Source organism: Micrococcus sp. EWR3.9.1, from assembly GCF_052615555.1.
This window is the reverse complement of record NZ_JBQXFD010000025.1, coordinates 1-11,759: the sequence shown is the minus strand read 5'-3', so window position 1 is coordinate 11,759 and position 11,759 is coordinate 1. Positions and strand designations below refer to the sequence as shown.

The window sequence follows — 11,759 nt, the reverse complement described above, 5'->3', positions numbered from 1 at the left end:
CCCCGTCGCATCCCGGACGCCCGCCACAAACGACCGATTTTTTCGCCCTGGACAACAAGCGCCAGCGCTCCCCATGGGCAGGGGCCGACCCTGTGCTCCAACGAGAACAGCGGGCCAGCCTCTGCAGAGGCTGGCCCGCTGTTCAGCGTTGAGTCAGGAAGTGCGCACCGTGATCGGGGTGCCTTCGCTGATGTGCTGGGCGTAGATGCTCAGCTCAGGATCACTGATGGTCCCGCTGATGCGGGACCACCGCGTCCGCAGCACCGGCTTGATCTCTTCCACCGGCGCACCGGCGTACTGCTGGCCCAACTGATCGAGCATCCTCTGGTAGTCCTTGGCCAACGTGGTCATCGTGTCCTGGACGGCTCGCTGCAGCTCGCGCTCCAGATTTCCCGAGATCTTCACCCGGGCGCTCATCGGGACACCTGCTGGGTGATGGTGGTTCCGGGGTGACGTGCGACGGTGGAAGTGGTGACGAAGCGGCCCGTGATGGCCGAACGGCCCACCGAACGGGTCGCTCCGCCGGGTGAGGGGATCGTCTCGGTAGTGGTGGTCCGCGGATTGCGCTTGGCCGTGGAGGTCTTCACGAACCGGCCCGTGCTGGCACTGCGGTGAACGGTCTTGCCCATGGGCTCGACTCCTGTTCTAGGTGTCCCGTTAACCGGGTGTCACCCATCCTGAGCGCGGCGGTGAGGGCGGTAGAGTCCGAAGCCTAGCCGCCAAACTAGACACCGAGCCCTGCGCCCTCCACCCTGGAGGGTCCAGGGCTTTGGTGCTCTAACGGAATTCTATCGTGGAACCCGGACGCATTAAGTGGGAGCTCTCACTGCCGGTCACTGACTCGTGTCAGGACGGCCTGGAATCTGCCGCAGGCCCGAGATTTTGGGGTATCCGGTAGCTCTGTCCACGTCTTTATCCACAAGATCTTGATCGGAGTCATTTCGTCGCGGGCTTCCAGAAGACACTACGCGCCGGCGAGGGATGTGCGGTCGGCTCTATATCCGAATGGCTTCGCGGTGTCTCCTCCAGACTTCAGTGGCGGGAGGCGGGCGCAGTGGGAATGTCCAAGCGGGTATACCCCTTTACACGCCCCGGCCTGTGAGCAGCTTCGCTCTGTGTCGCGGTTTTCGCTGCGTTCCGTGTCGGGTTAGGTGGTGCCGATGACGAGGGTGCTGCGGGCGGCTTCGACGACGTCGTTGGTGATGACGTCGAGCTCGTTGATCTTCAGGACACGTTGAATCTGTGGGAGGAGACGTTCGAGGAGACGGAAGTTGCCGCGGGTGATGCGTTCGACGGCGGCGATGGCTTGCGCGTCAGTGAAGTCGTCGGGGTCGAGGGTCTTGCCGAGCTTGCGCCATTGACGTTCGAGGACGAACAGCAGCTCGTCGTGGCCGAGGGGGCGGTACTGGTGGGCGAACCCGAGTCGGCTGTAGAGCTGTGGGTAGTGAGTGAACTGCTTCTCGATGCCGGGCATGCCGATCAGGATCATCGCGATGCCTGTTCGGTCGTACTGGTCGCGGAGCCACTCGATGGCGTTGCCGGTGAGGCGTTCGGACTCATCGATGATGATCAGCTCGAGCAGTGACGGGTTGGGGCCGTGCGCGTGGTCGACGTGGCCGCCGTGGAGGACGAGGTGTTCCTCGATGCAGCGTTCGGTGCGGATCATGTCGTGCCGGAGGTCCTCTTGCAGGGCGCGCATCGTCGCGGAGACCTCGGGCGTGTAGAAGACGGTCCGGGCGCGGTGGGCCGCGGCATAGATCTTGGTGACGTTCACCTCGTCGGGCGTCGGTTCGTGGTTTGTGAGCTCGTTCCCGGTGCCGGCGCGGCCGGCCCACCAGGTGTTCGAGAGAATCTGGCCCGGGTTAAGAACCGGGATGGGGCGTTCGTAGCGCTTGACGAGGTAGGGCGCGAGGAGCCGGTCGGAGTCGTCGGGGATGACTATGGGCGGATTAAAGGTGACGGTGATGTCTCGCGCGGGGGTCGGTCCGAGGTTGGTGATGATGAAGTCGATGGAGGAGTCGCTATCGACCGCGGGGCGGAACTCGGCGGCGATCATCGGCTGGGATCGGGCTTTGCTGTCCAGGGCGGCGGAGATGAGCGCGATGATCGCGACGAGCGCGGCGACAACGCCGGCGACGGCGCCGATCGCGCTGCCGTACTCGTTGATCCAGGTCCAGGCCTCGAGCACGCTCATCCGGGTCATGAGGTGAGCGTAGCTGCGAGGCGGAACTGGCTAGAGAGACGGGGCGCGTCGTCTGGACATCGTGCCGCCGCAGGCTCTGAGGCGCCGGCGGCCGCGGATCGCGCCTGAGATGGATCGGCGGCCACCGGCGCGGGGGTCAGTGCGCGGCTCCGAGCTCGATCATGAGCACCCCGACGATGATCAGGCCGATACCGGCCGCCATCACCTTGGTCAGCGGTTCCTTGAAGAGGATGCGGCTGAGGACCGCGGTGAGCGCGACACCGGACGCGGCCCAGATGCCGTAGGCGACTCCGAGGGCCAGGCCCTCCACGAGGGCCATGGTGATGCCGAAGAACGCGATGCCGTAGCCGCCGAGGACGGCGAGCAGCCACAGGCCCTTCTTCTTGGAGCCGGAGGTCGCCATGCGCAGCGAGAGGGCGCCGGCGACCTCGAAGATGATCGCGATGATGAGGAACAGGTAGGCCATCAGACGGTCCCTTCACGCTTCTTCGTCGCGGCCTGCGAGCCGAGCTCGACGCACAGGACCCCGCCGATGACGACGGCGATGCCGAGGGTCATCAGCGCGGTCAGCGGCTCTCCGAAGATGACTGCGGAGAGGATCGCGGTCAGGGCCACTCCGGCGGCTCCCCAGATGCCGTACCCGACGCCGAGGGGCATGCCCTGCTTGAGCGCGCCGGCCAGGAGCGTGAACGCTCCGATGTAGCCGACCGCGACGAGCGCGAAGAATCCGGGGGCGTCGACGGCAGCTTTCAGTGACAGGGAGCCTGTCACCTCGAGCGCGATCGCCCCGGCGAGGAACACCCACTTCATTTCTGTACTCCTTCATCGATCAGTCGTTGGGCGATGCCGCGCACGAGTGCACGCTGCTCACCGGTCATGCTCAGAAGTCCGAGCGCCTGGTCGGTCCAGGCGCCGTCAGCGATCAGACGCGCCGACTGCAACGCGGCTTTCTGGCCAGCGTCGCCGGGTGCGTCCTCCCCGAACCAGGGCCGCAGGCGCTCCCGCCACTGGGCGGCGAGAGTGTCGCGCAGCTTCACATCCGCGAGCAGCGCGAGATCGCCCCCGTCGAAATCGGAGAGCACCTCGAAGTCCACATACGCGCGCAGCCGCTCGACCGGATCGGTGACCTCCCCGATCGTCGCGGCGAGCTGTCCCTCCCAGAGGTCCATCACCCGATTGACGACGCCGACCATCAGCGCCTCCTTCGAGGAGAAGTGATGCACCACCCCCGCCTTACTCATGCCTGCTTCGGAGGCGACGGAATCGATCGTCACCACGCCACCGCGCCGCAGCACGGCGATCGCATCATCGAGCAGCTGCTCGGTCGTCTTTGCCATGCCCCGAGAGTACCGACCAAACGTTTGGTCGGTCAAGTGACATAGCGCTATGGGTAGCAGGCGTCCCGTAAGGGGATCGCTTACCGGCACACACAGATACGACGCCGAGCGCCGCGAAAATCCGCGGCGCCGAGTGTCCCGTGTGAGCAGCTTCGCTCTGTGTCGCGGTTTTCGCTGCGTTCCGTGTCGGGTTAGGTGGTGCCGATGACGAGGGTGCTGCGGGCGGCTTCGACGACGTCGTTGGTGATGACGTCGAGCTCGTTGATCTTCAGGACACGTTGAATCTGTGGGAGGAGACGTTCGAGGAGACGGAAGTTGCCGCGGGTGATGCGTTCGACGGCGGCGATGGCTTGCGCGTCAGTGAAGTCGTCGGGGTCGAGGGTCTTGCCGAGCTTGCGCCATTGACGTTCGAGGACGAACAGCAGCTCGTCGTGGCCGAGGGGGCGGTACTGGTGGGCGAACCCGAGTCGGCTGTAGAGCTGTGGGTAGTGAGTGAACTGCTTCTCGATGCCGGGCATGCCGATCAGGATCATCGCGATGCCTGTTCGGTCGTACTGGTCGCGGAGCCACTCGATGGCGTTGCCGGTGAGGCGTTCGGACTCATCGATGATGATCAGCTCGAGCAGTGACGGGTTGGGGCCGTGCGCGTGGTCGACGTGGCCGCCGTGGAGGACGAGGTGTTCCTCGATGCAGCGTTCGGTGCGGATCATGTCGTGCCGGAGGTCCTCTTGCAGGGCGCGCATCGTCGCGGAGACCTCGGGCGTGTAGAAGACGGTCCGGGCGCGGTGGGCCGCGGCATAGATCTTGGTGTCGTCTTCACTGCGTGCGGCCCACCTGGCGATGAACGGGCCGATGCTGTCCCAGTGCGCGTAGCGGCGCGCTGAGAGGGTCTTGCCGACGCCGGCGGGCCCGAAGCAGACGCCGATGGTGTTCTGCTTCCGGACCGCGTCGGCAAACTCTGCGAACCGGCGGTGCTCCTTGGTGACGATGAACTGGCTCGTCATGACCGGTCCTCCTCGTAGGTCTTCAGTCGCGGCCGATCCGTCTCGACGGCTGCCGGTGTGGTGGTGTCGTCGAGTTTGGGATTGACGATCGCGATGCGTTCGTGGATCTGCCCGCGTAAAGCCCGGCGGTGAGCGTTCCTGGCGGCTTGGATCTGCTTGAGGCTGATCGTCTCGGTCTGGTGCTCGGTGCTGATCGCGGTGCAGAGGAACACGTCGCGGTGGAAGACGCGGATCTCGGTGACGTCGCGTGGGTCGTACCGGACACTCACGGTGCTACCGACGAACGGCGCGAGAGTGGCCGCGGTGTAGCGGAGGCCCTCGAAGTGGATGCCATCGCGCTGCACGACCCGCGTCGTGGGGACGGTGAGCAGGAACCCGTCGAGCTGTTCAAGGGACTCCGGGAGCCGTGGCAGCCACCCGTCTGCAATCCACGCGTGCAGTGGGCTCGTCCGGAGCTCGCGGTGGGTGCGGGCGTTGTAGCTGCGGATGAACGTGCTGATGGCACTGTCGACGCCGCCGAGATCCAGCGCCGGCGTCGGCGCCGAGGATCCGGCTGCGAAATGGCCGGGGAGCGTTGGGAGCAGTTCGGTGTTGATCGTGCCGAAGAACCGCTCGATCTTCCCGCGCCCCTGGGGCCGGGCGACCTGCGAGTGGATGATGCGGAGGTGCAGCACAGCGGCGGTGTCGCCGAGACGATGGCTGGTGAAGTCGGACCCGTGGTCCGTGTAGAGCACGTCCGGGATCCCGCAGACGGGCCAGTCCGGTTCCGGCTTGTGCCAGATCGCTTGGCGCAGCGCGAGCGCGGTGTTCGCCGCTGACGGGGCACCGAGGAACACCATGTACCCGCAGATCGCGCGGGAGTAGTCGTCGAGGATCACCGTCAACCACGGCCGTGCGGGCTTGCCGTTGGGCCCGACGATGAGCAGGTCAAGCATCGTGTGGTCCGCCTGCCAGATCGCGTTCGGGCGGTCCGCGCGACGTCGGAGCAGCAGCTCGTGTTTGTCACGGTATGACGCTGGCCCCTCGAGTGCGAGCGTCACCATTCCGGGATCGAGCCCGTTCACGATCGACCGCACGGCGGAGTACGACGGCGACGGCAGTCCCCGTTCAGCGCAGTGGACGCCAACCTGACGGTGAATGGTGGCGATCGACGGCCGCGGCTTGGTGAGCGCAAGCCCTTCGACCAGGCGGACGAGTTCCGGTGCTGTGCGTCGGACGCCATGGTCGGCGCGAGCGTCGTCGGCGAGGGCGGCGTATCCGCCTGTCCGGTAGCGGGCGAGCCAGCGTTGCAGGGTGCGCTCGGTGACGCCCGTGCTGCGGGCCAGAGTGGCAAGCGGGATTGCGTCCTCGACGTGCAGTCGAAGGATTCGCCACCGCTCGCTCGCGTCCATGACCGGCTACATCGTCGGTGAGGGCTTTGCGCGTCGGCGGGCGACGGGTTCGGCGTGCTTCGCGAGCGTCCGGTAGATGGTGGTGCGGCTGACGCCGAGGACATCGCCGATCTGCGCGACGGTCATGTCCTGCTGTTCGTAGAGCCGGCGTGCGGTGCGCACCTGGTCCGCGGAGAGCCGAGATGGTCGGCCGCCGGTTCTGCCGCGGGCTCGGGCGGCGGCGAGGCCGGCGTTGGTGCGTTCCTTGATGAGGTCCCGTTCGAACTCCGCCAGCGCAGCGAAGACGTGGAACACAAGCCGGCCACCGGGTGAGGTGGTGTCAATGGTCTCCTGCAGCGACCGGAACCCGATGCCGCGTTCGGCGAGTGCGTGCAGCTGGTCGATGAGGTGCCGGATGGATCGACCGAGCCGGTCGAGTCGCCAGACGACGAGAGTGTCGCCGGGGCGGAGCTGGTCGAGGAGCTTGTCGAGCTCGGGCCGGTGTTGCAGCGACCCGGACATGGTGTCGACGAACACGCGGTAGCAGCCGGCGGCGCCCAGCGCGTCGATCTGTAGCGACGCGTCCTGGTCGGTGGTGGACACGCGCGCGTACCCGAGGAGGTGACCCATGGAGAGAACGTAGCGAAACTCGACCAGGAGGGGTAGTGGCGGCACGTAGATTCCGGGATTGGGTTCCGTTACAAGACACGCCGCCTCACACGCTGCCGAACCGTCGGCACGGGCAGTTGTAGCGGAGTCGTTCGTATTTGCTACAGCCGGTGAGTCAGCGCCGCGAGCCGGAGCGCTTGGACGGAACGTCGTTGTTGTTCCGCGCGATGGCGGCCGTTGGCCGGAGAGGGGTGTGGTGCCGCGATGACGGGTACGAGTCGGGGGTGCTCGTCCAGGGTGAGGTGCCGCATGACTCCGTTGAGGGCGGCGGTACCGTACGTGACGATGGCATCGAGCACGGGGAGCACCTTGAGCAGAGTTTCGAGGGCGTGTCGCCCCTCGTCGATGTCCACAGGTCGGACGCGGCCGAGAATCTCCCACGGGATGAGGTTCCAGCGGAGGTAGTCGTTGCGTGCGAGTCCGGACTCGATGCGGGCTGCGCGGAACGCGGCCGCGGTCGGGCCCGGGTTGTCCTCGCTGCAGATCGCCGTGTGCGCTGCGGCGATCGTCTGGGGGCCGGGCGACTGCATGAGGACCAGGACGCGGCTGGATGTGCCGCCGGATCTCGGGTCGAAGTTCGGGACGAACCGCCGTGAACCGTCGGGTGCGGTGCGCCATGCCTCGGCGAGGGCGTTCAGGGATCGAACGTCCGCGACCTCGTCCGCGAGTTCGTCGGGGGTGCTCATGCCGGCTGTGGTGGTGCGAGGAGTGTGCCGCGGATGACGGAGCCGTGGAAGGTGCGGACGGCAACGGTGATCCACGCGGCGACGAGGCCCACGTAGTAGACGACTGCGAGGACGGCGACGACGGTGAGTCCGGAGTGCAGGGCCAGGCCGTTCAGGCCGGTGACGCAGGTGCCGACGGGGAACGTGAATGACCACCAGGTCAGGCTGAACAGCAGGTGTTCGCGGGCGGTGCGGATGGTGATGGCGAGGGCGATGACGGTCCACAGCAGCGCGAAGCCGAGCATCGCGAACCCGTACACCAGCGCCACGACCAGCAGTGCGTGGGCGGTCGACGCGTCGACGACGGCGGGGGCGTTCGATGCGAGGAGGTTTACCGCGGTGATGGACTGTCCGACCGGTCCGAGGACGATCCACAGGGTCGGCACCATACCGGCGGCACCGACCTTGTGTTGCGCGAGACGGTTCCAGATCAGCGTAATGACGACCAGGGACGTGATGAGGCTGAGGCCGAAGAAGCCGTAGCAGGACCACAGCAGGGTCTCCCGTGCCTGCCCGGCGGGGGCATACGGCAGGAGGAGCGCACCGGTCGAGGCGGACACCATCGGCGGGACGATCGGCATCAGCCAGCCGCCGAACGCGGATTCGGGCGTGTTCTCGTGGCGGGTGAACGCCAGGTACGGCACCAGGACCGCGGTGAGCAGGCCGCCGATGGTGCCGATGGTCCAGAGGACCCAGTCGACGGTGACGGCGGCGGGGAGGCCGATCCAGTCCTTGCCGAGGAGGATCGTGCCGGCGCCGACGGTGAGGAACGCCATGGGCGGTGCGCCGTAGAAGTGGGAAATCACCGGGTTGAGGTGGTGCTTCGCTGCGGTGCTCCGGTAGCGGACCCAGTGCAGGACCGTCGCGATGGTGAGGGCGACGAGCAGGACCGCCGCGATCGCCCAGACGACCGTCGCCGCCGTGCGCAGACCGGGGAACTGCAGCGGTAACGACGCGGCCGCGACGGCGACGATCCCGGTCCCCATGATCGACGCGAACCAGTTCGGGGTCAGGTTCGACACGATCAGGCCGGGCCGCTCCAGCTCCCGGAACAGCCGCCGGTCGCGCACACCGTGCTCAGAGGCTGCGGGTGCGTGGGCGAGGTGAGCGGACATGCACCCATCGTGCGCGTGTGCCCCGTGGTTCGGGAACGGCGGACTCGTTGGCAGGGCACAATGGTTGCTTGTGGCACTGCGGCGGTTGACGGACCGGATCCTGGACCTCGACACCCTCGAGGTCCTCGTCCGCGTCGCGGAGACCGGGTCGTTGACCCGCGCGGCCGAGGTGTTGGGGGTGACACAGCAGGCGGTGTCTGCGCGCTTGCGTGCCGCGGAGCAGGCGACCGGTCAGCCGCTGGCGCACCGGACGGCATCCGGGACCGCGCTGACCGACGCCGGCCGGGTGGTGCTCGGTCTCGCCGTCCCGGTGTTGGAGGCCTCCCGGCGGCTTGAAGCAGGCGTCGCCGCGCTGCGGGAACCGGCGGGATCCCTCGTGATCGCAGCGTCGCAGACGATCGCCGAACTCCTGCTGCCCGGATGGCTGCTCACCCACCGTGCTGCCACGCCGGATGCGTCGGTGCGTTTGATCGCGGGGAACTCCGCCGACGTGACCGACCTCGTCCGTTCCGGCGCTGCCGACGTCGGGTTCACGGAGACTCCTGCTGCGCCGATTGGCCTCTCATCGTTGGTGGTCGATGAGGACGAACTCGTGGTCGTCGTCGCCCCGCACCATCCTTGGGCAAGCGCTTCGGCCATCACCTCGGATGACCTCGCGGAGACACCCCTGCTGCTCCGTGAGGAAGGGTCCGGCACCCGCTCCACGGTCGAAGCGTGGCTCGACGACGCGGGTCTGACCCTGGTCCCGCCGGCTGCAGTGCTGGAAACGACTGGCATCATCCGCGCCAACGCTCGAGCGGGCATCGCGCCCGCGGTGATGAGTCTCCGCACCGTCGACACTGACCTCGAAGACGGTGCCCTCGTCCGGGCGCTACTGCTCGGCCCGCCACTGATCCGGCCGCTGCGAGCGATCTGGTCAGGCCGCCCGGGGCCCGCTGTGACGGCGTTCCTGGACACTGCTCGCAGCTCGAGTACCGGTGGTCAGATCAGTCCGTAGGGCAGCTCCGGGTGCTGCTCGGCGATCTCGGTGAGCCGGTTGTACTTCGCGACGCGTTCCCCGCGGCCGGGTGCGCCGGACTTGATCTGCCCGGTGCCGGTCCCGACAACGAGGTCCGCGATGAACGTGTCCGTGGTCTCCCCAGAACGGTGGGAGACCATGCTGGCCATCCCGATGCTCTTGGCGGTGGCGATCGCGCCGAGGGTCTGGGAGACGGTCCCGATCTGGTTCGGCTTGATCAGTGCCGCGTTCGTCAGCTGCTGCTCGCCGCCGTCGCGGATCCGCTGTGGGTCGGTGACGTAGAGGTCGTCGCCGACGATCTGGATCCGGTCGCCGAGCGCCGCTTGCATGCGGCGGAACCCCTCATGGTCGTCTTCCGCGAACGCGTCTTCGATGCTCCGGATCGGATACGTGTCGATGAGGTGCCGGTAGTAGTCGACCAGCCCGTCCCGGTCGAGGCTGTCGTTGAGCACCCGGTAGGAGCCGTCGCCCTGGGAGAACTCGTTCGCGGCCGGATCGAGCGCGATCGCCACCTGATCGACGCCCGGCTCGTAGCCGGCGGTACGGATCGCGTCGACGAGCAGGTCGAGCGCTTCCTCGGGCGCAGCGATCGACGGTGCGAAACCGCCCTCGTCGCCGAGGCCGAGGCTGCCGAACCGGTCCCGAACCAGCGCCGCGAGAGCGTGGTACACGTCTGCGCCGATTCGGACGGCGTCTGCCATCGAGCCTGCGTTGACGGGAGCGATCATGAACTCCTGGAAGTCCAGCTCGTTCGCTGCGTGCGCGCCGCCGTTGAGGACGTTGAAGTGCGGGACCGGCATCCGCGGCGTCGAGCCGGTGATCTCAGCGATCCACTGCCAGAGCGGGAGGTCCGCGGCATGGGCGAGGGCCCTGGATGCGGCGATCGAGGTGGCGACAACGCTGTTCGCGCCGAGCCGGCGGTACCCGGTGGTGCCGTCGAGTTCGGCAAGGGCGGCGTCGATCTGCCCGATCGCCGACCACGACCGGCCGGTGAGGAGCCCTGAGATGTCGGTGTCGATCAGGTGGAGCGCCTGGGTGACGTCGCGGCCGCCGAACGCGGAACCGCCGTCGCGGAGCTCGACGGCTTCGTGGGCGCCGGTGGATGCGCCCGCGGGGGCGTCCCCGGTGACGGTGCGGCCGTCGTCGAGCTCGAGGGACACGCGGACGGTCGGGTAGCCGCGGGAGTCGAGGATGCGGGCGCCGTGGACGGCGTCGATGGTGACGGGGTGGTCGTGGTGGGTGACGTACTCACCCTGATGGGCTCCGTGGTGGTGGATGCCGCTGATGTAGTCGTTCATGGTGACGCTCCTTCGGTTCGGTTCGGGTCATGCGTCGAGCTGGTCTGTGGTTGGAAGGGGAAGCCGCGGGGAGGCGGAGGGACGACCTGCTGGCGATCACTCAGCGCCAGTGCCTCCCCGCGGCAGTCTGTGGACCCGTGGGTCACGGGTGTCGGGTGTGGGCGTTCTGTGCGGTGCGGATGACGGCTTCGGCAGCAGCACGGTCGGCCCACCCGTTGGTGGTGACGTGCTTGCCGTGCTCGATCTCCTTGTAGTGGGCGAAGAAGTGCTCGATCTCCGCCAGCGTGTGTTCCGGCACATCGGTGATGTCCCGCAGCTGCGCGAAGCGGTCGTCGCCAGCGGGAACGGTGAGGATCTTGTCGTCGCCGCCGTTCTCGTCGACCATGCGCAGCATCCCGACCGGCCGGACCGTGATGACGACGCCGGGGAACGTGGGACGGGGCAGGAGCACCAGGGCGTCGAGGGGGTCGCCGTCATCGCCGAGGGTGTTGTCGATGGAGCCGTAGTCCTGGGGGAACACCATGCTGGTGAACACCGCCCGGTCGAGCCGGATCCGGCCGGTGGTGTGGTCGACCTCGTACTTGTTGCCGCTGCCGCGGGGAATCTCGATCGTGACGTCGAACAGCATGGGTACCTCCGGTGCTGGAGCGGGTGGGTGGTCAGTGAGTGGGGTGGTCACAGGGTGCCGCCGAGGAGGATGCCGGCGGTCGCGGCGGCGACGGAGACGACGAGCATTCCGAGACCGTTGATCGCGGCGGCGGTGATCCGTCCGCTGCGGGCGAGGCGGACGGTTTCGAAGCTGGCGGTGCTGAACGTGGTGTAGCCGCCCATCACCCCGGTGCCGAGGACCGCGACCGGCACCGCGCCGAGGTGCGTGGCGGCGCCGACGATGATCCCCAGCAGCAGCGACCCGGTGATGTTGATCGTCAGCGTGCCGACGGGGAGCCGGAACTCCCGGCCGGTGTTGATCAGCCCGTCGAGGAGGAACCGACCGGCAGCGCCGGCACCGCCACCGAGGGG

General features: G+C 67.6%; 15 protein-coding genes. 1 reads left to right on the top strand and 14 read right to left on the bottom strand.

Features of this window, described 5'->3' with window-relative positions:
• Positions 1-153: 153 nt before the first annotated feature.
• The 11 genes from ACUJ8O_RS10965 to ACUJ8O_RS10915 all read right to left on the bottom strand — a co-directional run bounded on the left by ACUJ8O_RS10965 (position 154) and on the right by ACUJ8O_RS10915 (position 8,423).
• Entirely contained in the window at positions 154-417 is a 264-nt protein-coding gene (locus ACUJ8O_RS10965; protein ID WP_036334322.1) for a hypothetical protein, read from the bottom strand.
• On the bottom strand, positions 414-629 hold the full coding sequence (locus ACUJ8O_RS10960) for a hypothetical protein (protein ID WP_036334324.1): 216 nt from the start codon (positions 627-629) through the stop codon (positions 414-416). Before ACUJ8O_RS10960 ends, ACUJ8O_RS10965 begins: the two co-directional genes overlap by 4 nt.
• 518 nt (positions 630-1,147) lie before the next feature.
• Complete coding sequence (locus ACUJ8O_RS10955; RefSeq protein ID WP_370450140.1) at positions 1,148-1,966, bottom strand: AAA family ATPase; 819 nt, start codon at positions 1,964-1,966, stop codon at positions 1,148-1,150.
• A gap of 373 nt (positions 1,967-2,339) precedes the next feature.
• Entirely contained in the window at positions 2,340-2,669 is a 330-nt protein-coding gene (locus ACUJ8O_RS10950) for a DMT family transporter (RefSeq protein WP_020628217.1), read from the bottom strand.
• The gene (locus ACUJ8O_RS10945; protein WP_031943843.1) at positions 2,669-3,013 is read right to left on the bottom strand and encodes a DMT family transporter; all 345 of its coding nucleotides are present in this window, start codon (positions 3,011-3,013) and stop codon (positions 2,669-2,671) included. Before ACUJ8O_RS10945 ends, ACUJ8O_RS10950 begins: the two co-directional genes overlap by 1 nt.
• Entirely contained in the window at positions 3,010-3,540 is a 531-nt protein-coding gene (locus ACUJ8O_RS10940; protein WP_002857203.1) for a TetR/AcrR family transcriptional regulator, read from the bottom strand. Before ACUJ8O_RS10940 ends, ACUJ8O_RS10945 begins: the two co-directional genes overlap by 4 nt.
• Before the next feature lie 191 nt (positions 3,541-3,731).
• Positions 3,732-4,544, bottom strand: a complete 813-nt coding sequence (locus tag ACUJ8O_RS10935; RefSeq protein ID WP_002857202.1) for an AAA family ATPase — start codon at positions 4,542-4,544, stop codon at positions 3,732-3,734.
• Positions 4,541-5,935 carry a Mu transposase C-terminal domain-containing protein gene (locus tag ACUJ8O_RS10930; RefSeq protein WP_002857201.1) on the bottom strand — a complete coding sequence of 465 codons (1,395 nt, stop codon included), beginning with the start codon at positions 5,933-5,935 and terminating at the stop codon, positions 4,541-4,543. Before ACUJ8O_RS10930 ends, ACUJ8O_RS10935 begins: the two co-directional genes overlap by 4 nt.
• A 6-nt stretch (positions 5,936-5,941) precedes the next feature.
• Positions 5,942-6,544: a recombinase family protein gene (locus tag ACUJ8O_RS10925; protein ID WP_002857200.1), complete on the bottom strand. Its 603-nt coding sequence runs from the start codon at positions 6,542-6,544 to the stop codon at positions 5,942-5,944.
• 140 nt (positions 6,545-6,684) lie between these two features.
• The gene (locus ACUJ8O_RS10920; RefSeq protein WP_002854173.1) at positions 6,685-7,269 is read right to left on the bottom strand and encodes a uracil-DNA glycosylase family protein; all 585 of its coding nucleotides are present in this window, start codon (positions 7,267-7,269) and stop codon (positions 6,685-6,687) included.
• On the bottom strand, positions 7,266-8,423 hold the full coding sequence (locus ACUJ8O_RS10915; protein WP_002854171.1) for a TDT family transporter: 1,158 nt from the start codon (positions 8,421-8,423) through the stop codon (positions 7,266-7,268). Before ACUJ8O_RS10915 ends, ACUJ8O_RS10920 begins: the two co-directional genes overlap by 4 nt.
• 70 nt (positions 8,424-8,493) lie before the next feature.
• Between ACUJ8O_RS10915 and ACUJ8O_RS10910 the strand changes: the two genes are divergently transcribed.
• Positions 8,494-9,420, top strand: coding sequence for a LysR family transcriptional regulator (locus ACUJ8O_RS10910; protein WP_002854169.1), 927 nt, complete (start codon positions 8,494-8,496; stop codon positions 9,418-9,420).
• Here the strand turns inward: ACUJ8O_RS10910 and eno are convergent.
• The 3 genes from eno to ACUJ8O_RS10895 all read right to left on the bottom strand — a co-directional run.
• Positions 9,405-10,739, bottom strand: a complete 1,335-nt coding sequence (gene eno / locus ACUJ8O_RS10905) for a phosphopyruvate hydratase (protein WP_002854168.1) — start codon at positions 10,737-10,739, stop codon at positions 9,405-9,407. The two genes, ACUJ8O_RS10910 and eno, sit on opposite strands and share 16 nt — an antisense overlap.
• A gap of 142 nt (positions 10,740-10,881) precedes the next feature.
• Positions 10,882-11,367 (bottom strand): inorganic diphosphatase, encoded by a 486-nt coding sequence (locus ACUJ8O_RS10900; protein WP_002854167.1) that lies wholly within the window; start codon positions 11,365-11,367, stop codon positions 10,882-10,884.
• A gap of 47 nt (positions 11,368-11,414) precedes the next feature.
• Positions 11,415-11,759: fluoride efflux transporter FluC (locus ACUJ8O_RS10895; RefSeq protein WP_445373376.1), on the bottom strand; the 345-nt coding region annotated here is incomplete at its 5' end.